Annotated in this window: 18 protein-coding genes and 1 tRNA gene; 8 read left to right on the top strand and 11 right to left on the bottom strand. The window is 67.0% G+C overall.

The features are described from left to right. Positions 1 to 54: 54 nt before the first annotated feature. Positions 55 to 1284, top strand: a complete 1230-nt coding sequence (locus tag L7H23_RS09480; RefSeq protein ID WP_237835643.1) for an FAD-dependent monooxygenase — start codon at positions 55 to 57, stop codon at positions 1282 to 1284. 95 nt (positions 1285 to 1379) lie between these two features. Then, positions 1380 to 2087 (top strand): sigma factor, encoded by a 708-nt coding sequence (locus L7H23_RS09475; RefSeq protein WP_237835642.1) that lies wholly within the window; start codon positions 1380 to 1382, stop codon positions 2085 to 2087. Here L7H23_RS09475 and L7H23_RS09470 read toward each other — a convergent pair whose 3' ends face one another. Further along, positions 2088 to 2738, bottom strand: coding sequence for an LON peptidase substrate-binding domain-containing protein (locus L7H23_RS09470; protein ID WP_237835641.1), 651 nt, complete (start codon positions 2736 to 2738; stop codon positions 2088 to 2090). Further along, the gene (locus L7H23_RS09465) at positions 2738 to 3649 is read right to left on the bottom strand and encodes a tetratricopeptide repeat protein (protein ID WP_237835640.1); all 912 of its coding nucleotides are present in this window, start codon (positions 3647 to 3649) and stop codon (positions 2738 to 2740) included. Before L7H23_RS09465 ends, L7H23_RS09470 begins: the two co-directional genes overlap by 1 nt. Positions 3650 to 3809: 160 nt before the next feature. Here L7H23_RS09465 and L7H23_RS09460 point away from each other — a divergent pair. Next, a tRNA-Gly gene (locus L7H23_RS09460) sits at positions 3810 to 3884 on the top strand. A gap of 57 nt (positions 3885 to 3941) precedes the next feature. Here the strand turns inward: L7H23_RS09460 and L7H23_RS09455 are convergent. Continuing rightward, positions 3942 to 4928: an MBL fold metallo-hydrolase gene (locus tag L7H23_RS09455; RefSeq protein WP_237835639.1), complete on the bottom strand. Its 987-nt coding sequence runs from the start codon at positions 4926 to 4928 to the stop codon at positions 3942 to 3944. Between the two features lie 203 nt (positions 4929 to 5131). On the opposite strand from L7H23_RS09455, the gene L7H23_RS09450 reads away from it, so the two are divergent. The 5 genes from L7H23_RS09450 (at position 5132) to L7H23_RS09430 (ending at position 12111) form a co-directional block, all read left to right on the top strand. Beyond that, positions 5132 to 7345 carry a TonB-dependent receptor gene (locus tag L7H23_RS09450; RefSeq protein ID WP_237835638.1) on the top strand — a complete coding sequence of 738 codons (2214 nt, stop codon included), beginning with the start codon at positions 5132 to 5134 and terminating at the stop codon, positions 7343 to 7345. 1 nt (position 7346) lies between these two features. Then, complete coding sequence (locus tag L7H23_RS09445) at positions 7347 to 8558, top strand: cytochrome P450 (RefSeq protein ID WP_237835637.1); 1212 nt, start codon at positions 7347 to 7349, stop codon at positions 8556 to 8558. 10 nt (positions 8559 to 8568) lie between these two features. After that, positions 8569 to 9453: an AraC family transcriptional regulator gene (locus tag L7H23_RS09440; RefSeq protein WP_237835636.1), complete on the top strand. Its 885-nt coding sequence runs from the start codon at positions 8569 to 8571 to the stop codon at positions 9451 to 9453. A 12-nt stretch (positions 9454 to 9465) separates the two neighbouring features. Continuing rightward, a complete protein-coding gene (locus tag L7H23_RS09435) occupies positions 9466 to 10578 on the top strand; it encodes an NAD(P)-dependent alcohol dehydrogenase (RefSeq protein WP_237835635.1) in 1113 nt (370 codons plus the stop codon). A gap of 108 nt (positions 10579 to 10686) precedes the next feature. Continuing rightward, the gene (locus L7H23_RS09430; RefSeq protein ID WP_237835634.1) at positions 10687 to 12111 is read left to right on the top strand and encodes an aldehyde dehydrogenase family protein; all 1425 of its coding nucleotides are present in this window, start codon (positions 10687 to 10689) and stop codon (positions 12109 to 12111) included. Here the strand turns inward: L7H23_RS09430 and L7H23_RS09425 are convergent. From L7H23_RS09425 to L7H23_RS09390, 8 genes are all read right to left on the bottom strand, one after another. Further along, complete coding sequence (locus L7H23_RS09425; protein WP_237835633.1) at positions 12108 to 13511, bottom strand: TolC family protein; 1404 nt, start codon at positions 13509 to 13511, stop codon at positions 12108 to 12110. The genes L7H23_RS09430 and L7H23_RS09425 overlap by 4 nt on opposite strands. A gap of 11 nt (positions 13512 to 13522) precedes the next feature. Then, positions 13523 to 16705 carry a multidrug efflux RND transporter permease subunit gene (locus L7H23_RS09420; RefSeq protein ID WP_237835632.1) on the bottom strand — a complete coding sequence of 1061 codons (3183 nt, stop codon included), beginning with the start codon at positions 16703 to 16705 and terminating at the stop codon, positions 13523 to 13525. Between the two features lie 169 nt (positions 16706 to 16874). Continuing rightward, positions 16875 to 18152 carry an efflux RND transporter periplasmic adaptor subunit gene (locus L7H23_RS09415; protein WP_237835631.1) on the bottom strand — a complete coding sequence of 426 codons (1278 nt, stop codon included), beginning with the start codon at positions 18150 to 18152 and terminating at the stop codon, positions 16875 to 16877. A 5-nt stretch (positions 18153 to 18157) separates the two neighbouring features. Beyond that, positions 18158 to 18574, bottom strand: coding sequence for a hypothetical protein (locus tag L7H23_RS09410; protein ID WP_237835630.1), 417 nt, complete (start codon positions 18572 to 18574; stop codon positions 18158 to 18160). A 343-nt stretch (positions 18575 to 18917) separates the two neighbouring features. After that, positions 18918 to 19529, bottom strand: a complete 612-nt coding sequence (locus L7H23_RS09405) for a TetR/AcrR family transcriptional regulator (protein ID WP_237835629.1) — start codon at positions 19527 to 19529, stop codon at positions 18918 to 18920. A gap of 41 nt (positions 19530 to 19570) precedes the next feature. Then, positions 19571 to 21034: a S41 family peptidase gene (locus tag L7H23_RS09400; protein WP_237835628.1), complete on the bottom strand. Its 1464-nt coding sequence runs from the start codon at positions 21032 to 21034 to the stop codon at positions 19571 to 19573. 58 nt (positions 21035 to 21092) lie between these two features. Then, a complete protein-coding gene (locus L7H23_RS09395) occupies positions 21093 to 21806 on the bottom strand; it encodes an RlmE family RNA methyltransferase (RefSeq protein WP_237835627.1) in 714 nt (237 codons plus the stop codon). Then, positions 21803 to 22855, bottom strand: a complete 1053-nt coding sequence (locus L7H23_RS09390) for a Ppx/GppA phosphatase family protein (RefSeq protein ID WP_237835626.1) — start codon at positions 22853 to 22855, stop codon at positions 21803 to 21805. Before L7H23_RS09390 ends, L7H23_RS09395 begins: the two co-directional genes overlap by 4 nt. Between the last annotated feature and the right edge of the window lie 80 nt (positions 22856 to 22935).

Here is a 22935-nt window from a genome sequence, read left to right as displayed (position 1 = left end):
CGGCGGGCCGCCCACAGCCTTTCCAACCGGCGCGCGGCGGGCTAGGGCAGCGGCATGAGCGAAACCCTGCGCAGCGACGTCATCATTTCGGGCGGCGGCCTTGTCGGTCAGGCGCTGGCGCTGGCGCTGGCGCACCACGGCCTCTCCTCGCAGATCGTCGATCCGGCCGATCCGGTCGCGACCATCGCGCCCGGCTTCGACGGCCGGGCCTCGGCGATCGCCAGCGCGACGTGGCAGATGTTCGAGGTGCTCGGTATCGCCGATCGCCTCGCCGGGCACGGCTGCGCGATCCATGCGATCAAGGTCAGCGACGGCGGGCAGGCGGGCGAACTCGACTTCGTGACGTCGCCCGAGGACCGCGCGCTCGGCACGATGATCGAGAACCGCCAGCTGCGTCTCGCGCTCGCTGCCGCGCTTGCCGAGGCGCCGCTCGTCCGGCTCTTCATGCCGTCGCAGGTCGTGGAGCGCGACGTCGGGCCGCATGGCGTCACGCTGACGCTGGGCGACGGAACGAAGCTTGCGGCGCCCTTGCTGATCGTCGCCGAAGGCCGCCGCTCGCCGACGCGCGATGCGGCGGGCTTCAGCATCGCCAACTGGTCGTACCACCACCACGCAATGATCGGGGCGGTCGCGCACAGCAAGCCCCACGGCAGCGTCGCGCACGAAATCTTCTTCCCGTCGGGGCCCTTCGCGCTGCTCCCGCTCGTCGATGACGCACAGGGGCGCCACCGCTCGGCGTTCGTGTGGACCGTGTCGGAGAAGGACGGACCCGGCTTCGCCAAGCTTGGCGACCGCGGCTTCACCGCCGAACTCGAAAAGCGCGCCGGCGACCTGCTCGGGTCGATGGAACTGGTCGCGCCGCGGATGACCTATCCGCTCGGTTTCCATCACAGCGCGCAGATCGTCGCCGACCGCATCGTCCTTGTCGGCGACGCCGCGCACGGCATCCATCCGATCGCGGGGCAGGGGCTCAACCTCGGCCTGCGCGATGTTGCCGCGCTCGCCGAAGTGCTCGTCGAAGGTGCGCGGCTCGGGCTCGATCTCGGCGATGCCGCGCTGCTGGCGCGCTACCAGCGCTGGCGCGGGCTCGACAGCCTGATGGTCAGCCTAGCGACCGATGGTCTGACCCGCCTGTTCGGAATTCCGGGCCGCACCGCATCGGCGGTCCGCCGCGCGGGGCTGGGCGCAGTTCAGCGGATGCCGATGCTCAAGCGTTTCTTCATGGACGAGGCGCGTGGGGAGGCTGGCGACCTGCCACGGCTCCTTGCGGGCGCCGAGATCTAGGTAGTTCCACCTAGGCGGCGCGCATGCTGCCGCTAACCACGCGCGAAATACTCTCCTCCCTGCGGGCATTCCGGCCCGGCATGAGGGGAACGATCATGTCAGCGAAGAGCGATGCTCTCGAAGCGGCCGTCATCGAATTGATCAAGGCACGCACCATGTTGGAGGGGGCGCCGGGAGCTCGCGCCCGCGCCAACGTCGATAGCGCCTTCGCGCGGCTCGCGGCGCTCGCCGGCTCGCGCATCCGCCACTTCACCCGCGCCTACGGACTTGTCGACGTCGCCGAGGATGCTGCGCAGGCATGCTGGATCGCACTCCATCGCGCCGCTGAACGCTACGATCCTGCACGCGCGCGTTTCACGACCTATGTGAACTGGCAGATCCGCGCCGAGCTGCAGGCGCTGCGGCTCCGCCTCCACGGCGACCAGCGCTGCGCCGGGCGCCGGCAGGTGCAGGCGATCCTGTCCTTCGAAGCGCTCGCCGAAGACGGCATCGACGAATGGCTCGCCGATCCCGACGCCGAGACCGCGACCGAGCAGGGGGCATCGGACAGCCTCGCGGAGCTTGTTGCCGACCAGCTGGTCGCCGACTGGACCTCGCGCCGCCGGTCGGCGCTGCTCCGCACCCCGCGCGGTTCGGCGGCGCCCGACCGGGTAGATGCGAAAGTAGAGGGCGAAGGCGCGCTCGTACGGCGCCAGCTTATGCACACAGACGCGCTGATCGAACGGCTGGGAGAGGCAGATCGTCATGTGGTCCGCCGTGCGTTTGGCGATATCGCGCGCATTGCCGGCGCCAAACTGCACTGATTACTGGAGCGTTGCGCGTCCGTCGTCGCCGTCGAAGCGGCCGAAGAATTGCATCATCTGGACGACGAGTTCGGCGCGGGCGTCGATCGGCGTCGCTTCGAGCAGGGCCTGCTTCGCTGCCGCGTCGAAAGGTGCGACCTGTGCGATGCCGTTGACCAGCGTCGCATCATCGAGCTGGCCTACTGAATCCCAGTCGACGACATAGCCCTGCCGTGCCGCGAAACGCTTGGCCTCGCGCTCGAGGCTCGCGCGTTCGATGCTCGACAATATGGCGTCGTCTTCCGCCTCGACCTCGATCTCGGCCTCGACCTGCCGGAACGGCGTCGTGACGTCGAGTTCGCGGCGGACGCGAAAGCGCGCGACGCCTTCGAGGACAAGGTTGAACCGGCCCTCGTCGAGCGCTTCAACATCGACGATGCGGCCGACGCAGCCGATGTCGTACAGCGCCGGCGGCTCGCGATTCTCTTCGCCAGGTATCAGCCGCGGCTGGATCATCCCGATCTGGCGGTCGCGCGCGAGCACCTCCTGCACCATCGCCTTATAGCGGGGCTCGAAGATATGGAGCGGCAGGTGCAGCCCCGGAAACAGCACCGCGCCGGGCAGCGGAAAGATCGCGATCCGCTGGATAGTCAAAGGCGCGGCTTCGCCCATCAGCCGAACAGGATCAGCGACAGACGGCGGCGCTGCATCGCGACCCAAGGGTCTTCGAGGCCGACGGCTTCGAAGAGCGAGAGCAGCTTTGCGCGCGCTGCGCCATCGTTCCATTCGCGGTCGGCAGCGACGATATGGAGCAGATTGTCGGCGGCGGCATCGCGTTGGCCGGCGCCGATTTGCGCCGCGGCCAGGTCGAACCGCGCCTGATGATCCTCGGGGTTCCCCACGACGGCCGCTTCATAGCCTGCCAGTTCGCTGAGGTCCGGGGCATCGGCAGCAAGTGCCAGCGCACTCTTAGCTTGGGCGATCGCGGGATCGCCGGCGATGTCGGCGGGTACGGCGTCGAGCGCGGCCTGCGCCGCCTCGACATCCCCTGCGAGCACCAGCGCGCGGACCAATCCGGCATGCGCGGCGGCGTTGTCGGGCGCCATTTCGGCGATCTGGGCAAAGATGCCGACCGCGCGTTCGCCGTCGCCTTCGGCGAGCACGCTTTCGCCCATCTCGATCAGCGGCGCGATCTCGATCGCGCGCGCACTCGCCTCGCTCTCGACCGGCAGCTGCGCGAGCAGCTGGTCGAGGATCGCTTTCAGCTGGCTTTCGCTACGCGCGTTGGTGAGGTTCGCGACCGGCTGGCCCTGGAAGATCGCATAGACCGTCGGGATCGACTGCACCTGGAACTGCGCGGCGATGAACTGATTCGTGTCGACGTCGACCTTCGCGAGCACCACGCCCTTGTCGGCGTAATCTTCGGCGACTTTTTCGAGCACCGGGCCGAGTTGCTTGCACGGCCCGCACCATTCGGCCCAGAAATCGAGGATGACGAGCTTCGTCATCGACGGGTCGACGACGTCGCGGCGGAACGCCTCGACGGCTTCCTTTTCCTGCGGGTTCAGACCGAGAGTGGCCACGGCGGCTATGCTCCTTATTCCATGCTTGTCCGCTTATGTGGGATTTGGCGGCGCATTGCCAACCCTTCGCAGAAAATCGCAAACAGGGGTTGCCGACTCCGAAAGCCGGTGCTAATCGCCCGCCTCACCCGCTGGGAGCCACCCGTTTCCAGCCGCCAGAGCGGGCGTAGCTCAGGGGTAGAGCACAACCTTGCCAAGGTTGGGGTCGAGGGTTCGAATCCCTTCGCCCGCTCCAGTTTTTCCGACAATCCGATACCGATATCCGGCCGCAAAGCGCGGGCCCGGATTGCCGTCAGTCGAAATCCGCCACGTCCGCGGGGTGAAGCGCCCTGAAACGGCCGGGGTCGATACCGTGAGCCGCCAATCCCTCGGCAAGCCGCCGCTCGGGGTCGGTGCGGGCTTCGTCGGTCAGCTTGAAACTTCCCCAGTGCATCCCGACGGCCGCCTTGGCGCCGACGTCGAGCATGATCCGGATCGCATCCTCCGGATCGCAATGCTGCGCGGCCATGAACCACCGCGGGTCATAGGCCCCGATCGGCAGGATCGCGAGGTCGACTTCGCCGAACCGCGCACCGATCGCGCGGAAGATATTGCCGGTGCCATAGCCGGTGTCACCCGCGAAATAGACGCGCTTTCCGCCCGCCTCGAGGATGAAGCCGCCCCACAGCGCCATGCGGCGGTCGCGCGGGCCGCGCGAGGACCAGTGCAGCGCGGGGACGATATGCGCGCTTGCTCGGGGCGCGATCTCGACGGCATCGCCCCAGTCGCCGGTCCGGACCCGCGCCGCCCGAATGCGGCGATGGATGATCTTATCGTTGCCGAGCGGGGTGACGATCAGCGGATCGTGCCGCGCGTGCAGCGCCTTCAGCGCCGGCATGTCGAGATGGTCGTAATGATTGTGCGACAGCAATATCGCGTCGACCGGCGGCAGCGCGTCCATCGCGATGCCCGGCGCGGTCACGCGCCGCGGGCCGGCGAAGGCGACCGGGCTCGCGCGCTCCGACCAGACCGGGTCGGTCAGGATATTGAGCCCGGCGATCTGGATCAGCAATGTCGCATGGCCGACCATCGTGACGCGCAGCCCCTCGACGCGCGCATCGGGAACCACCGGCGTGACGGGGATCGAAGTGGGCCAGGGATTGTCGGGAGCGCTCCGCCGCCAGCGGAGCAGGTCGCCGAACGAGCGGTCGGTCTCGGGCTCGCCTGCGGGATTGAGGAAACGGGTTCCGTCGAAATGGTCGGAGACAGGCCCCTGATAATAGGGATTTCGCGCGGGCATCGGTTACGCCTCTCTTCAGCGGGTCAGCTTCTGATATGGTTGCCGAAGAGCTTCCGGCAAGGGAATTTCGCGCGCGCGCCGTGCGCAAGAAATGTCAAAACCCGTTGCAAGCCCGGCTAAAGCCAAAGCAGGGTACGATCCCTAGTTTTCTCCCGATGGAGGCTCGCAGAAGCCTTGGTATCGGGAGAAGGATGATGGCAGGCATGTCATTTGCACGCGCATTTCTTGCGGCACTGGCCGTTTCGACGTCGACGATGGCGCTGGCGCAGGAGGCGCCGCCCGCAGACGGGAGCAGCGCAAGCGACGGCGATATCGTCGTCACCGCGCAGCGCCGCGAACAATCCTTGCTCGACGTGCCGCTCGCGGTCACCGCGCTCGGCGGGGACACGCTGGCGGAACGCGGGATCACCAATTCGGCGCAGCTCGGCGATGCGGTGCCCAATCTTCAGATCAACAGCCCCTATGGCGATACGCAGCCGAACTTCTCGCTGCGCGGTATCGGGGTCGCGAACGAATATAACAGCAACCAGGCCTCGCCGGTCGGAGTCTATCTCGACGACGTCTATCTGGCGCCGCGTACCAGTCACGGCATGGGGCTCTTCGACCTCGACCGCATCGAGGTGCTGCGCGGTCCGCAGGGGACACTGTTCGGGCGCAACACCACTGGCGGTGCGATCAACTTCATCACCAAAAAGCCCGACCTGTCGGGAACGAACGGCTATCTGCAGCTCGGCTACGCCAATTTCGATACGGTCACCGCACAAGGCGCGGCCGAAGCGACCCTCGCCGAGGATGTCGCGGGGCTCCGTCTCGCGGTGAATTACGCCAAGGGCGACGGGCAGATAAGGAATGTCTTCCCCGGCGGCCGCGACGCCGCCTCGGTTGACACGCTGCAGGGTCGCGCCTCGCTGCGCGTCAAGCCGACCGAAACGCTCGATATCACCCTACGCGCCTATGGCGGGCGTGACCGCGGGACGCAGGCGGCGGTGCACGGCCTCGATGCCTTCCGCACCGGGCTCGGCTTTTTCGAGACCAACGAGAACCGGATCGGCGAGAACCGCACCGACGCGTGGGGCTTTTCGGGCAATATCGGCCTCGAACTGTCGGACACGCTCAGCCTGACCTCGATCACCAGCTACGACGGCGGCAAGCAGAACCTCCAGCAGGCAGCCGACGGCGCGCCGATCGACATCCTCGATATCAACTGGCGCTCGAAATATCGCCAGTTCAGCCAGGAGCTGCGCGCCAACTATGACGGCGACGGCATCACCTTTGTCGGTGGCCTCTTCTATGGCTGGGACCGCAATATCACCGACAATACCTTCAACCTTCCGCTTCCCCCGGCGGGCGGCTTCTTCCAGCATTACCGGCAGGTTCGCAAAAGCTACGCCGTCTTCGGGCAGGCCGACATCGACCTGACCGAGAAGCTCGTGCTGACGCTGGGCGCGCGCTATACCAAGGACAAGTCGCGCTACGACGACGCCTTCGCTTACCTGTTCGTCGGCGGGGTCGACGACCCGCAGACGCCGATCGCGACGACGGTTCCGTGCGCCGGTGTCGCGGGTACCTGTGCCTATGATCCGGATGCGCGCTTTGCGCTCGCCGATACCAACAATGCGCTGACCGGGCGCATCGCGCTCAGCTACGCCTTCGATGACGGTCCGCTGGTCTATGCGAGCTATAACCGCGGCTACCGCGCGGGCGCGGTCAACGGTGGCGGCTACACCTCATCGAGCGGCATCGGCTATATCGAGCCCGAGCGCGTCAATGCCTATGAGGTCGGAATCAAGGGCCGCGCGGGCGGGCGCCTGCTCACTTACGCGGCCTCGGCCTTCTATTACGATTATTCGAACCAGCAGCTTCAGGACACGCGCGCGGGACCGGTTTCCTTCCTCATCAATGCGCCGTCGTCGGAGGTTTACGGGCTGGAGGTCGAGACGACGTTGCGTCCGACCGACGGATTCCGCGTCAACGCCTCGCTCGGCTGGCTGCATTCGAAGTACAAGGAATTGACGCTGCAGGGGGCGGACCTGTCGGGGAACGAACTGCCCTTCGCGCCGAAACTGACGGCGCAGCTCGGCTTCGACTGGGATGTGGTCGAGGTCGCGGGCGGCACGATCACCTTCGCGCCGAACATGGCCTATTCGAGCCGCCAATATTTCTCGCCCTTCAACACGATCAACGCGCCGGGCTCGCCGCAGGTGAACAGCGAGTTGCAGCAGGGCGCGAACGCCAAGGTCAATGCCTCGCTCAGCTGGTCGAACGACGCGCTGACGATCCGCGCCTTCGCGAACAACCTCTTCGACCGCAAGACCTATGGCTATGGACTCGACCTTCGCGGTGCGGGATTCCCATACAACTTCCTCGTGCCGTCGGCGCCGCGCACCTACGGCGTCAGCCTCCGCTACAGCTTCTGACATGACCGATCTCAAGGACCCCGACCTCTATGTCGGCGGCATGCCCCATGCCGAGCTCGCGGCGCTGCGCGCTGCGGGTTCGGTCCACTGGAACCCCGAGAGTGATGGCGCGGGTTTCTGGGCGGTGCTGGGGTTCGACGATATCATCACGGTGTCGCGGCAGGCCGATCTCTTCTCCTCGGCGCACGAAAATGGCGGGCACCGCATTTTCAACGAGAATGAGGTCGGGCTGACCGGGGCGGGGGAATCGGCGATCGGCATCCCCTTCATCTCGCGCGACCCGCCGACGCACACCCAATATCGCAAGTTCGTGATGCCCGCGCTGTCGCCCGCGCGACTCGAAGGGATCGAGGCGCGTATCGCCGGGCGGGTCGAGCGGCTGTTCGCCGACGTGCCGCTGAACGAGACGGTCGACATTCTCCCGCTGCTCACCGTCCCGCTTCCCTTGCTCACGCTCGCCGAGTTGCTCGGCGTGCCGACCGAGATGTGGCACGATCTCCATCGCTGGACCGATGCCTTCGTCGGTGAGGACGACCCCGATTTCCGTCAGTCGCCCGAAGCGATGGCGGCGGTGATGGGCGAGTTTATCGGCTTCGCCTCGGCGCTGTTCGAGGAGCGGCGCGCGAACCCCGGTCCCGACATCGCCTCGCTGCTCGCCAACACCGAGATTCATGGACAGCCCGTCCCGCTCGGCGATTTCGTCGGCAACCTGATCCTCGCGCTCGTCGGCGGGAACGAGACGACGCGCAATTCGATCAACCACAGCCTGATCGCCTTTGCGGGCAATCCCGATCAATGGGATGCGATCCGTGCCGATCCGGGCCTCCTGCCGAACGCGGTCAAGGAAATGGTCCGCCATGCGAGCCCCGTCATCCACATGCGCCGCACCGCCACGCGCGATACCGAGCTGGGCGGTCGGCAGATCCGCAAGGGGGACAAGGTCGTCGTCTTCTATCCGGCCGGCAACCGCGACCCTTCGATCTTCGAAAATCCCGACGCTTTCGACATCGCGCGCCCGATCCGCCAGCATCTGGCCTTCGGCGCGGGTGTGCATGTCTGCGTCGGATCGCGACTCGCCGAGATGCAATTGCGACTCGCCTTTGCCGAAATGGCGCGCCATGTTCGGCGGATCGAGATCATCGGAGAGCCGAGGCGCGTGCGGTCGAACTTCATCAACGGCTTCAAGCGGCTCGAGGTCAGGCTGGTGGCCTGAGGGACCGGAAATGCAACAAGCGAGCGTCTGGGATAACAAGGAGATCATCTGCGACGTGCTCGGCCGCGCGCCCGATGTCGAGATGGGATCGATCGGCGACGGCTGGTCGCTCTGCCGCTGGCGCCAGTTCGTCGGCAGCTATACCTTGCCCGCGCTGCCGCAACCGATCTTCACCGTCCATGTCGCGGGCAAGCCGCAGGTCAAGACCTGGGATCGCGATGGCTGGACCGAGACCAGTTCGATCCCCGGCTGCGCGACGATCGTCCCCGCGGGGATGCCGACCGGCTGGCTCGTCGACGGCGAACTCGACGTCGTGACGCTGTCGATGTCGTCGGACGTTCTCGCGGGACAACCGCATGCCGACCAGTTCAGCAAGATGCGCTTCGCCTTCGCCGACCCGCTCGGCGTCGCGCTGACGCGCCAGATTCTCTCCGAACTCTATGCGCCGCAGGCGGAGGAACGGACGGCTTACGTCGCCGCGATGGTGGGTGCGCTGAAGGCGCATATCCTCTCGGGCCCGCCCGCCCACGGCAATCCGACCGAGATTCCGGTCTCGGACTTCTCGGCCTACCGGCTCCACAAGATCATGAACGCCGTGCTCGCCAACCCGGCCGAAGAGCACAGCCTTGAGGCGATGGCGGCGGTCGCGGGGGTCACGCCCTCGCACTTCTGCCGCCTGTTCAAGAAGGCGACGGGCATTTCGCCGCATCAATATGTGATGAAGGCGCGGCTCGACCGCGCGCAACAGATGCTCGTCCAGACCGACCTCAGCCTCGCCGCGCTGTCGGAGGCGGCGGGCTTCACCAGCCAGAGCCATTTCAGCCGCGCCTTCCGCGCCTGGTTCGGCATGGCGCCGAGCGACTATCGTCAGCAGGAACGGCGCGGACTTCACTGAACGGAGAAGAGTATGACCGAAGCAACGGCGGCCGTGGTGCGCCAGCCCGGGGGCGAGTTCACGATCGAGGCGATCGAGGTGGAGGCGCCGCGTGCCGGCGAGGTGCGCGTCCGGATCGCCGGCGTCGGCCTCTGTCACACCGACCTGATCTTCCGCGACCAGTTCGCGCCCTTCGCGCTGCCCGGTGTGCTCGGCCATGAAGGGTCGGGGGTGGTCGAGGCGATCGGCGAAGGCGTCGAGGGCCTCGGCATCGGCGACGAGGTCGTCGTCGGTTTCTCGAGCTGCGGCGCCTGCCCGCGCTGCGACGAACATTTGCCGAGCTATTGCCAGAGCTTCGTGCCGCTGAACTATGCCGGAATGCGCCTCGACGACGGCTCGACCGCCTATGCGAAGGACGGCGAGCGGGTCACGTCGCATTTCTTCGGCCAGTCCTCCTTTTCGGCGCTCACCGTCACCCGCGCGCGCAACGTGGTGAAGGTCGACACGTCGAAGGTCGCGCTCGAACTGCTCGGGCCGCTCGGTTGCGGCTTCCAGACCGGCGCCGGCGGGGTGATGAACTCGCTCGCCTGTCCCGCCGGATCGAGCATCGCGATCTTCGGTGGCGGCCCGGTCGGGCTCGCGGCGGTGATGGGCGCGGTCATTCAGGGCTGTGCAACGATCATTCTCGTCGAGCCGATCGCGGCGCGGCGCGAAATCGCGACGAAGCTTGGCGCAACGCATGTGATCGACCCTGCCGCCGAAGGCGACCTTGCCGAAGCGTTGCGCGCGATCGTGCCCACCGGTGTCGACTTCGCCTTTGACACGAGCGGCGTCGTCCCGGTGATCGAGGCGGGGCTCGCTGCGCTCGGCAGCCATGGCGCGATCGGCCTCGTCGGCGTGCCGGCCAAGGCCGATGCTGCGCTCAGCGTCCGGATCGCCGGGCTGATGACCCCAGGGCACCGCATCATCGGGATCATCGAGGGCGACAGCGACCCGCAAATCTTCATTCCCGAACTGATCGCGCATCACGCCGCGGGGCGCTTCCCCTTCGATCAGCTCATCAAGACCTTCCCGCTCAACCGCATCAACGAAGCCGTCGCGGCACAGGCGCGCGGCGAGTGCATCAAGGTCGTTCTGATACCCTGAAACGACTCCCCTCTTTTTGGGAGTTGTGAAAACATGGTGTGCGGACAATCGCACACCGACAGATCAAGAAGCTGACGCCGTCCCGGGGCGAACCGAAGGAGAGAGACGATGGATTTCGACCGTGACTATGCGATGCTGATCGGCGGCAAGCTCGACGGCGGCAGCGCCCGCTTCGACGTACTCAACCCCGCGACCGAACAGGTGATCGGCAGCGTCCCCGATGCGACCCCTGATGACCTTGACCGCGCGATTACCGCGGCACGCGCCGCCTTTCCGGGCTGGGCCGCGACCCCGATCGAAGAGCGAAAGGCGGCGCTGAACGCGATGGGGCAGGCGGTGTTCGCCAATGCCGACGCCTTCAAGCGCCTGCTGACCGCCGAACAGGGCAAACCGCACGCCGAGGCCGAGGGCGAGATCATGGGGGCGGGTTACTGGTTGATGGGCGCGTCGAGCCTCGACCTGCCGGTGACGGTCAACGAGGACAGCGACGAGCGGTACAGCGAGACGCGTCACGTCCCGATCGGCGTCGTCGGGGCGATCGCGCCGTGGAATTTCCCGATGATCCTGGCGATGTTCAAGGTCGGTCCCGCGCTGCTCGCGGGCAACACGATGGTGCTGAAACCCTCGCCTTTCACCCCGCTCGCGACGCTCAAATTCGGCGAGTTGGTGAAGGATATCCTCCCGCCCGGCGTGCTCAACATCATCACCGGCGGTGACGCGCTCGGCCCGTGGATGACGAGCCATAAAGGCTTCGACAAGATCAGCTTCACTGGCTCGACCGCAACCGGACGGCGCGTGATGGAATCGGCCGCGCCGACGCTGAAGCGCGTCACGCTCGAACTCGGCGGCAACGACGCCGCGATCGTCATGCCCGACATCGACGTCGAAAAGGTTGCCGAGGAACTGTTCTGGGCTGCGTTCCGCAACAATGGCCAGATCTGCATCGCGACCAAGCGCATGTATGTGCACAAGGACATTTACGAGCCGCTGAAGGACGCGCTCGTCGCCTATGCGAAAACGGTGAAGGTCGGCGACGGATCCGAACAGGGAACCCAGATCGGCCCGATCAACAACGAGGCGCAGTATCGCCGCGTCCTCGAGTTGATTCAGGATGCGAAGGACAAGGGCTACAAGTTCCTCGTCGGTGGCGAGGCGGCCGATGTGCCGGGCTATTTCATCCCGGTCACCATTCTCGACAACCCGCCCGAGGACAGCCGCATCGTGCAGGAGGAGCAGTTCGGCCCCGTACTGCCGCTGATCAGGTTTGACGATTATGACGATGTCATCACGCGCGCCAACGCCACCGACTACGGCCTCGGCGGATCGGTCTGGGGCCGCGACGAGAACAAGGCGTTCGAGATCGCGCAACGCATCGCGAGCGGCACCGTCTGGGTCAACGAGACCCAGCATCTCTCGCCCACCGCGGCGTTCGGCGGCATGAAACAATCGGGCGTCGGCGTCGAGGGCGGGCTCGACGGCCTGCTCGAATATACCAACGCCCAGACGATCGTCCGGAAGAAGCAGCCCGTCTAGCTCTTGGCCCACCGCCCGCCAAGCGCGCGGAATACGTCGACCTGCGCATCGGCGATGCGCGCGTCGGCCAGCGCAAGCGAGGCTTCGGCTTCGGCGAAGGTGCGTTCGGCGTCGAGCGCGACGAGCCCGTCGATCTGCCCCTCGCGCTGCTGCGCGCGGGTGATCTTCACGGCAATCTCGGCCTGATCGCGCGCCGATTGCAGCGCGGTGCGGCGATCGAGCATATGCGCATAGGAGGATAGTGCCGTCTCGGTTTCCTCGAGCGCGCGCAGCACGGTGCCGTCGAACGTGGCGAGCGACGCCTGCGTATCGGCCTCCGCCCCCGCGATGCGCGCGCGCGCACCTTCCTGATTGAGGAAGTTCCAGTTGATCAGCGGGCCGAGCAGCCAGCGCAGCGGCCCGCCACCGAACAGATCGCCGAGGCCGCCGCTCGTCTGGCCGACCGAGCCGCCGAGCGTGATCTTCGGATAGAGATCGGACGTCGCGACGCCGATGCGCGCGGTCGACGCGGCGAGGCGGCGTTCGGCCGCAGCCACATCGGGACGGCGTGCGAGCAGCGCGGCGCCGTCGCCGACCGGGATCGGCTGGTCGAGGCGCAGCGTCGTCGTCCGCGCCGCCGCGATCGGCGGCAGTTCGGCGGGGGCGCGGCCGGTCAGTGTCGCGAGGCGGAACAGCGCGGCATCGCGCTCGGCGGCGATCGCCGGGATGTCGGCGGCGCGCTGGTCGCGCAGCGCCGCGACGCGTGCGGTGTCGAGCTTCGTCGTCAGGCCCACCTCGGCACGGCGCGCGGTCAGCGCGACCGATTTGTCGAGCAGTGCGACGATCCGCTCGGCGACACCGAGCCGTTCGGCCGCCGATGCGGCGTCGGCATAGGCGCGCGCGGTTTCGGCGGCGACGGTGACGCGTACCGCGTCGGCATCCGCCTCGGCGGCGGCGACATCGCCGCGCGCCGCCTCGATCCCACGCGACACGCGGCCGAACAGGTCAACCTCATATCCGACGGTAAGCCCGGCATCGACCTGCCAGCCGGTCCGGTCGGCGCCGGGGGGCACCTGCCCCTCGCTGACGCGGCCATAGGTCGCGCCTGCACTGAGGTTGGTTGAGGGCAGGCGGTCGCCGCGGACTTCGCGCAGGCTCGCGCGCGCCTTGGCGATCCGCGCGACCGCGACGCGGACGTCGGTGTTCGCGGCGAGGGCGTCGGTGACGAGGCCGTCGAGCACCGGATCCTTGTAGAGCCGCCACCATTCGGCATCAGCCGGGGCGGTGTTCGTCACGCCGTCACGCGTCGAGAGGAACGGGCCGGACGACGCCACAGGGGGAGTAGGGCGGGCGTAGTCCGGCCCGACCGCGCACGCGGCAAGCGTGAACGCGGATACGGTTGCGATCAGAAAATTGCGCATTGCAATGCTCCTTATTCGGCCGGCTGCAGCGCGGGTTCGGCAGCGCCGCCGCGGCCACGCAGGGTCGCGATACGGTCGCCGAGCGCGCGGCAGACGACATAGAAGGTGGGGGTGAAGAGGAGGCCGAACGCCGTCACGCCGATCATGCCGAAGAAGACCGCGGTGCCGAGCGCCTGACGGAGCTCCGCGCCTGCACCGCTCGCGATCAGCAACGGCACCGCGCCGAGGATGAAGGCAAAGCTGGTCATCAGGATCGGGCGCAGGCGGTCGCGTGCGGCGCGAACGGCGGCTTCGACCGGCGACAGACCATCCTGTTCTTCGGCCTGCTTGGCGAATTCGACGATCAGGATCGCATTCTTTGCCGCGAGCGCGATGAGGACGACGAGCCCGATCTGCGTCAGGACATTATTGTCCATCCCGCGCAGATTGACGCCGACCATCGCCGCGAACAGACACATCGGCACGATCAGGATGATCGACAGCGGCAGCGTCAGGCTCTCATACTGTGCTGCCAGCACGAGGAAGACGAACACGACCGCCAGCGCGAAGACGAGCGCCGCCGTGCTGCCCGCCGCCTTCTGCTGATAGGCGATGCCGGTCCATTCGGTGCCATAGCCTGCGGGCAGATTGTCCGCCGCCAGCTTCTCCATCGTTGTCAGCGACGCGCCCGACGAATATCCCGGCGCGGTGTCGCCATCGACCTCGACCGCGGGGTAGAGGTTGTAACGGACGACGCGGTACGGACCGGTCTTGTCCTTGAAGGTCGCGACCGAACCGATCGGTACCATCTCGCCGGTGTTCGAACGCGTCTGGAGGTTCGCGATGTCGGCGACCGACTGGCGGAAGGGCGCGTCGGCCTGCGCGGTCACACGATAGGTGCGGCCGAGCAGGTTGAAGTCGTTGACGAACGCCGACCCCAGATAGACCTGCAGCGTCTCGAACACGCGTTCGGGGGGGACGCCGAGCAGATTGGCCTTGGCGCGGTCGATGTCGGCATAGACGCGCGGGCTTCCGGTGTCGAAGAAGGTGAAGACCTGCGCCAGACCCTGCGTTTCGTTCGCCTTGCCGATCAGCTTGCCCGATTCCTCGGCCAGCTTCTGGTATCCGTGGCCGCCGCGATCCTGCACCATCATCCGGTAGCCGCCGGCCGAGCCGATGCCCTGGATCAGCGGCGGCGGGATCACGATCACGCGCGCTTCGGTGATGTCGGCGACGTCGGCGCGCGCTTCGTTCATGATCTCGTCGAAGCTGACGCCGAGTTTCTGGCGCTCCTCGAAACTCTTGAGCGGGAAGTAAGCCGCGGCCGCGTTCGGGGCGAGCGTCTGCGACGGTCCGTCGAAGCCCGCGAGCATCACCGAACCGAGGATACCCTTGTTGGGCAGGATCCGCTCGGCGACCTTGCGGAGCGCCGCGTCGGTGCGTTCGACCGAGGCGCCGGGGGGCAGCTGGACGACGGCGAGGAAATAGCCCTGATCCTGCGCCGGGATGAAGCCCGTCGGCGTCGCCCAGAACAGGCCCGCCGTGGCGGCGATCAGGCCGCCATAGGTGATCATCATCCGCTTCGGCCGCCGGACGAGCCGGTCGGTGAGCGACGCATAGGCATTGCTCATCTTCTCGAACGCCTCGTTGAAGGCGTCGCCGGCGCGCTGGGCCAGTTCGCGGATGCGCGAGGGCCTGGCGGGCGCCGCGTGCGGCTTCAGCAGGATCGCGGCGAGCGCGGGCGACAGCGTCAGCGAGACGATCAGCGAGATGATCGTCGCGGTCGAGATCGTCACCGCGAACTGCTGGTAGAAGGCGCCCGACAGGCCGGTCAGGAACAGGGTCGGCACGAACACCGCGCAGAGCACGAGGACGATCGCGACGAGTGCGCCCGACACCTCGTCCATCGAGGTCTGCGCGGCCTTCAGCGACGACAGCCCGCGTTCGAGGTTGCGCTCGACATTCTCGACCACGACGATCGCGTCGTCGACGACGATGCCGATCGCGAGCACGAGTCCGAAGAGCGAGAGGTTGTTGAGGCTGTAGCCGAACGCCGCGAGCACGGTGAAGGTGCCGACGAGCGATATGGGAATGGCGACGATCGGGATCACCGCGGCGCGCCATTTCTGCAGGAACACCAGGATCACGATGACCACGAGGACCATCGCCTCGATCAGCGTGTCCTTCACCGCGTCGATCGACTGCTCGATGAACTTGGTGGGGTTATAGATGACGCGATACTCGAGGCCCTTGGGGAAGTTCTTCGACGCAGCCTCCATCTCGGTCTCGATCGCCTTCGCGGCTTCGAGCGCGTTCGATCCCGGGCGCTGGAACGCCGCGAGGATCACCGTCGGGTCGCCCGAGAGATAGGTGTTGCTGTTATAGTCCGACGCGCCGAGCTCGACGCGCGCCACGTCGGCGACGCGCACCTGCCGCCCGTCGGCGTCGGTGCGGATCACGACATCGGCGAATTGCTGCGGGTCGGCAAGGCGGCCCTGCGTCTCGACGTTGAGCTGATAGGCGTTGCCGCTGGCGTAGGGCGGCTGGCCGAGCGAGCCCGCCGCGACCTGCACATTCTGCGCGCGCAGCGCCGCCACGATCTCGCCCGCGGTCAGGTTCAGCGCAGCAGCGCGCGTGGGATCGATCCACACGCGCATCGCATAGTCGCGCGCGCCGAACAGGCGAACGTCGCCGACCCCGTCGATACGGCTGAGGCGGTCCTTGAGCTGGGTCAGCGCATAGTTGGAAAGGTACGAGCGATCGAGCGACTTGTCGGGCGAGACGAGGTTCACGACCATCAGGAAGTCGGGCGAGGTCTTGCGCGTCACGACGCCGAGCCGCTGCACCTCTTCGGGCAAGCGCGGCACCGCGATCGCGACGCGGTTCTGCACCAGCACCTGCGCGGCGTCGAGGTCGGTGCCGATCTTGAAGGTCACGGTGATCGTCACCGTGCCGTCGCCGGTCGACTGGCTCGACTGGTAGAGCATGTTGTCGACGCCGTTGATTTCCTGCTCGATCGGCGTCGCCACCGTCTCGGCGACGGTCTCGGCCGACGCGCCGGGATAGTTGGCGGTGACCGTGACCGTTGGCGGAACGATGTCGGGATATTGCGAGACAGGCAGCGACCAATAGGCGATCGCGCCGACGAGGGTGATGATCACCGCGATGACCGCGGCAAAGATCGGGCGCATGATGAAAAAGCGCGAAAGACGCATGACGGGCTCCCCGGATTGGAGGATCGTTGAAAAATCGGGTCGAAAATCAGCCCTTCCGTCGGGAAGGGATGCGGCGGACGGGAGCCGCCGGCGCAACGTGAAACCGCCGGCTCCCGCCCCCACCCCTCCCGCTTGCGGGAGGGGCTAACTCAAATCAGCGCGCGCCAGATCAGCGTGCGAAGGTCGCTTCGCCGACGAGCGCGGTGCTCGGGGGTGCGGCGGTCTCGGCAACCGGCGCGATCTTGCCGGCGCGTGTCTGGACCTTGCTGCCGGGCTGCGCGAGCTGGGTGCCGACGATCACGATGCGGTCGGTCGGCGTGACGCCGCCGCGCACGACGCGCAGGCCGTCGACGACGGGGCCGAGCTGGACCTCGCGCACCGCGACCTGGCCGTCCTTGCCGACCACCAGCAGCGTCTTGCGCGCCTGGTCGGTTTGGATTGCCGCATCGGGGACGAGCAGCGCGCGTTCCTTTGCGCCGCTCGACAGGCGCATGTTGCCGAACATGCCGGGCGACAGGAACAGGTCGGGGTTCGCAATCACCGCGCGGCCGCGGATCGTGCCCGAGCGCGGGTCGATGCCGTTGTCGGTGAAGTCGAGCTTGCCGGTGCGGCTGTAGTTCGCCTCGTCCTGCAGCTTGACCTGCACCTCGGATCCCTTGGCGCCTTCTTCCTGCGCGCGCTTGGCCTTCAGGAACAGGCCTTCGGAGCCGTTGAAGCTGAAATAGATGGGGTCGAGCGCGTTGATCGTCGTCAGCAGGCTGCCGGCGCTGCCTTCGCCCGCGGCGACGAGATTGCCAGCGTCGACACGGCGGTCGGAGATGCGCCCGCTGATCGGCGCGCGGACCTGCGTGAACTCCATGTCGAGCGAGCGCGACCGGACGCGCGCATCGGCGGCGGCGAGGCTCGCCGAGGCCGCGCGCACCCGGGCGTTGAGCTGGTCGAGATCGCTTTGCGACACCGCATCGTCGGCGACAAGGCGGTTGGCGCGGGCGAGGTTGGTCTGCGCGAGCGCAAGGTCGCTGCGTGCACTCGCCGCTTCGGCGCGCGCCTCGGCGAGCGCGGCGGCAAACGGACGCTGGTCGATCGTGAAGAGCAGCTGGCCCTTGCGGACGATCTGGCCGTCGGTGAAGTGGACGCCGGTGAGCTGGCCCGACACGCGCGGGCGCACCTCGACCGAATTCACGGCTTCGAAGCGGCCGACATAATCGTCCCATTCGTTGATGTCGCGCACCAGCGGCGCGGCGACGGTGACAACCGGAACCGGCGGAGCGGCATTCGCCGGCGCCTCGCGGTGGGTGATGCCCCAGCCGGCGGCGAACAGCAGCACGACGGGGAGGCCGTATTTCAGGCCGCGATTGCGCCAGCCGCGCTTGGCATTGTCATCGGTATTGGGAACGAGGGCGGCTTCGGCCGTCTCCTCGCCCCGGATCGGGGAGAGCATGTTCATTGTTCTTACTTTCGGAAGAGGCGGGTGATGTGCACTTCGGCGACGCGCTTGCCGAGCAGTTCGTAATGGTCGGCACTGAAGCCGGCTTCGAAGAAGGACTGCAGCTCGTGTTTCGGTACCGAATAGCTGTGGTGCCAGGTCAGCACCGCCATACGGCGCAGCGCCTCGAGCTTCGGGTCGGCAAGGCGGCGGTTGAAGCCGTGGCCGAGCAGGTTGCCGAGGAATTTCTGGAAGCGCCCCGGTTCGCGCAGGCTCGAAGGCCGGTCGTGACGCGCGAGCATCACGACCGACCACTCGAGCGCGGAAAAGCCGGCGGGAATATCGGCTTTCGGCGCCACGGGGGGAAGCGCGGGGGCGAAGTGCTTGGGGCTCGCGGCGGCGATGGCGCTGGCGAACCCGTCGTTCAGTGCAAGATAGGCCATGGTTCGATCCTCCTGGGGAAGGTTTTGTCGGGAGTGCCGGGCGCAAGGGGGCGCTAACCCCGGGGACACTTGCGCCCGGCGAGGGGAGATTCTGGATGAGGGAAACCGCCCGCCGCCCGGCGGGCGTCAGCGCGAAATTCCGGAAGATGTCAGGTTTGGGCTAGCGGACTAGTCCCGGGTGCAGTCGCAGTGGCACATCGGCGTTTCCCTTCGCTTCTGGCGGCGGGGCGGGAGCGCCCTGACCATCTGTACTAAGCGGTATATAAACCCGCCGTTCATCTTGTCAAGGAGTTTTGTACCGGCTGTTATAGAATATTTTAGACAGCGGAAAGCAGGGCTTGGCTCAGGCGCTCGGCCACAGCGCAAGGCTGGTGTCGACGAGCTTTTCCAGCTCGGCGCGCGTGGCGCCGGCACCGGCCTGGACGGTGATGCCCTGCAGGATCGCATAGAGAAAGCTGGTGAGCCCCGCGGCATCGATATGCGCGGGCAGATCGCCATCGCGCTTTGCCTGCTCGAAGCGCTCGACGAGCGCACGCTGCGACGAGGCACGGCGGCTGATCACATCGGCCTTGATCGACTCGGCTTCGGGGCTGCACGCAAGCGAGCTCATCAGGCCCATGCAGCCCTGCGGCTCGCCTTCGGCGGCATGGGTATCAACCCCGCCGCGCAGATAATATTCGGCGACCTTGCGTGCCGTCGGCTGCTGCAACGCGGCGCGGGTATATTCGAGTTTCTCGGACTCATAGAGGTCCAGTGCCTTGTGAAACAGGGCTTCCTTGTTGCCGAACGCCGCATAGAGGCTCGGCTTGGTGATCCCCATCGCCTCGGTCAGGTCGGCCATCGACGCGCCGTCATAGCCCTTCGCCCAAAAGACGTGCAGAGCTTCGGCAAGCGCCTTGTCGACACAGAATTCGCGCGGGCGCCCTTTGACAGGGGTGGCAGTCTCGATTTCCATAACGGACGGTATATAATGGGCCGTCCGCGAAAGTCCAGACCCTAGAACAGCCCCGGCAGCTCGCGTTGCGCGGCGCGCGGCGCTTCGGGGGTCAGCATTTCGGGTTCGGCGAGGACGCGGACGTTGCGGCTTTGCGGCGACAGCCCCGATCCGGCATCCGCGATCCGCGTCGTGCAGGCACGCCCGGCGAGGAAGTCGATCGCCGCGCGTACGGAGGCTTCGCGAACGTCGCCGAGCGGGAAGCTCAGGTCGTCACCCGCGGCGCAGCTGTTCGCGATCTTGGGCGCCAGACCGTTGAAATAATCGCCCGAACTGCTCGCATTCCCTGTCGAGAAGGCAATCACACGCATCCGGTCGTCGCATTCGGCCTTGTCGAGCGCGATCTGCCCGACCGGCTTGCCATAGGTATTGCCGCCCACCAGCGTCATGTTCGTGCCGAGATAGGGCAGCATCCCGTTGATCACGAGTTCGCTGGCCGACGCGGTCGATCCGGTGCCGATGAAGGCGATCCGCGTCGGCGCGATCGATTCGGGCTGCGTCGCGAAGAAGTGGCGTTCGTTCTCGGCCGATTTCGACGGCCGGAAATTGGTCTGCGAGAAAAGTTCGGACGAGGTCCGGTTGCGTCCCAGCAGATCGCCGAACAGTTCGGCGGTGGAGACGAGCCCGCCACCGTTATAGCGCAGGTCGATCACCACGTCGGTGATGCCCTGGTTGCGGAAATTCAGGAAGGCGGCGCGGAGCTGCGGGTTGGCCGAGGAAATGAAGGTCCGCAGGTTCAGATAGCCATAATTGCGGCCACCCTCGCTGATGATCTTCGCGCCGTAGCGGTCGGACACCGGGTCGAGATCGTAGTTCGCCTTGGTCACCGTCACGTCGCGTGTTCCGCCGGCGTCGGTGATGCGCAGCACGCGCGCCACGCCCGGGTCGCTGGGGCCGAGCGCGTTCGTGATCCCGTTCGTCCCTTCGGCCGCGACGATCGCCGAAATCGTTCGCAGATTGCCCGTACTCGTCCCGATCGCGGTGATCCGGGTCCCGCGGTCGATACCCGCGCCAAAGGCAGGGGCGTTCTCATAAGCTTCGGCGATGACGACGCTCTGGCTTCCGGCGTCATAGACCAGCCGTACGCCGAACCCTGCGCTCGATCCGCTGTTGAAGAAGGCATTCTCCTCGGCGATCGAGGTGATGTAGGTGAAATAGCGGTCCTTGCTGAGCGCGCGTGCGGGCGCGACCAGCGCGTCGATATAGGTCTGCACGTCGGCATAGCCGGCGGGATTGACCCCGTTCGCGACGTCGCCCGGGAACAGGTACCATTCGTCGATCACCGCCTTGGCAAAGGCCTGGCGCGCCGCGAGGCCGCAGGTTGCGGTCGGTGCGGGGGTCGGCGTCGGGGTCACCGTCACGGGGCCGCCGCCGCTTCCACCGCTACCCCCGCCGCCTCCGCCGCACGAGGCGAGCAACAGCGCGGCAAGCGTCACGACAGCTACCGATTGCTTCGGCTTACGCATCAAATCCAACCCCCCGGATATCGGCCGCCTGTGCCCCCGCACAGAAAAAAATAAAGAATCAATCGCCCGCCGTCATATCCGCGTCGCGGCGACCCTTGAAGCCCTGTGCGATCACATAAAGTTCCGGCGAGCCCTTGCGGCTGGCAGGGGGTTTCGCGTGCTTCACGGTCGTGAAATTCTGCTTGAGCACGGTCAGCAACTCGCGATCTGCACCGCCCGCGAACACCTTGGCGACAAAGGCGCCGCCCGGCAGCAGGTTCTGCACGGCGAAATCGGCGGCCGTCTCGGCCAGCCCGATGGTGCGGAGGTGATCGGTCTGCGGATGGCCGACGGTATTCGCCGCCATGTCGGAGATCACCAGATCGGGGGCGCTGCCCAGCGCCTCGATCAGCCTGTTGGGAGCGGCATCGTCCATAAAATCCATTTCGAGGATTTCGACCCCCTCGATCGGCTCGCAATGGAGCAGGTCGATCCCCGCGACACGCGCGCGGGGGTTTGCCTGACGCACGACCTGCGACCAGCCGCCGGGGGTAATTCCAAGATCGACGACGGCACGGGCCTTTTTCAGGAAACCGAATTTCTCGTCGAGCTCGATCAGCTTGTACGCTGCGCGCGAGCGATAGCCTTCGGCCTGCGCGCGCCGGACATAGGGATCGTTCAGCTGGCGCTGCAGCCAGCGCGTCGACGATGTGCTGCGCTTGCGCGCCGTCTTGACGCGGACGTGCAGGCCGCCCCTGCCGCCGCCGCCCGGCTTCTTTCCACCGCCGGTCACTTGCGATACTCGCGCCGGGTAACCGGAACGTCGCGGCCCTGCATGGCGAGTGTGCGAAGGATGCCCTCGCGGATACCGCGATCGGCAACGCCGACGCGGGCGGCGGGCCACAGGTCGATGATGCTCTCGAGGATTGCGCAGCCCGCGACGACCAGGTCGGCGCGCTCGCGGCCGATGCACGCGATCTCCGCGCGGTCTTCCAGGCTGGCCTCGGCAAGGCGGCGGCTGATATCGCGCATCGCGTCGCAGGGGACGACCAGCCCGTCGACCGCGCGCCGGTCGTAGCGCGGCAGGTCGAGGAAGACGCTGGCGAGCGTCGTCACCGTTCCGCTGGTGCCGAGCAGGCGCAGCGGCTGGCCGGCAAACCGTTCGGCACGGGCCGAGAAGGCGGCGAACGCCTCGCGCGTCACGTCGCGCATGCGCGCATAGCTCGCCTGACGCGCACCCAGGCTGTCGCCGTCGCACGGCGCATGTTCGGTCAGCGATACAACGCCCCAGGGGACGCTGATCCAGTCGTGGATCTTCACGTCATGGTCGGAGACATCGACGTGCATCAGTTCGGTCGATCCGCCGCCGATGTCGAAGATCAGCGCCGGGCCGTCGCCGGGCTCCATAAGGTTGTGACAGCCGAGCGCCGCGAGTCGCGCCTCTTCGGCCGCCGAGATGATGTCGAGGACGATGCCGGTTTCCTGTTTCACCCGCGCGGCGAGATCGCGGCCGTTCGAGGCGCGTCGGCACGCCTCGGTCGCGACGGCGCGCGACAGGGTGACGTGGCGGCGGCGCAGCTTGTCGGCGCAGATCGCAAGCGCGGCGACGGTGCGGTCCATCGCGGCCTCGCTGATCCTGCCCGTCGCGTGAAGCCCTTCACCAAGGCGGACAATCCGCGAAAAAGCGTCGATCACGACAAGTTCGCCGTCCTGCGGACGCGCGATCAGCAGCCGGCAATTGTTCGTACCGAGATCGATGGCGGCGTAGCTCCGCGGCCGGACGACCGGACCGGGTCGGGGCGGAGCATCCCCCTTGTTTCGTCGCTTCGCCGGCGGGCCCATATTCGAACCTGGCCGCGGCGATCGCCCTGATGGCGCTGCCATTTGCCGCATGGCTATCGTAACCTGTCTTTTGTCTCACG

This window comes from Sphingopyxis sp. BSN-002 (genome assembly GCF_022024275.1).
In the GTDB taxonomy this organism is placed as follows: Bacteria; Pseudomonadota; Alphaproteobacteria; order Sphingomonadales; family Sphingomonadaceae; genus Sphingopyxis.
This window is presented reverse-complemented; position numbering and strand designations above follow the sequence as displayed.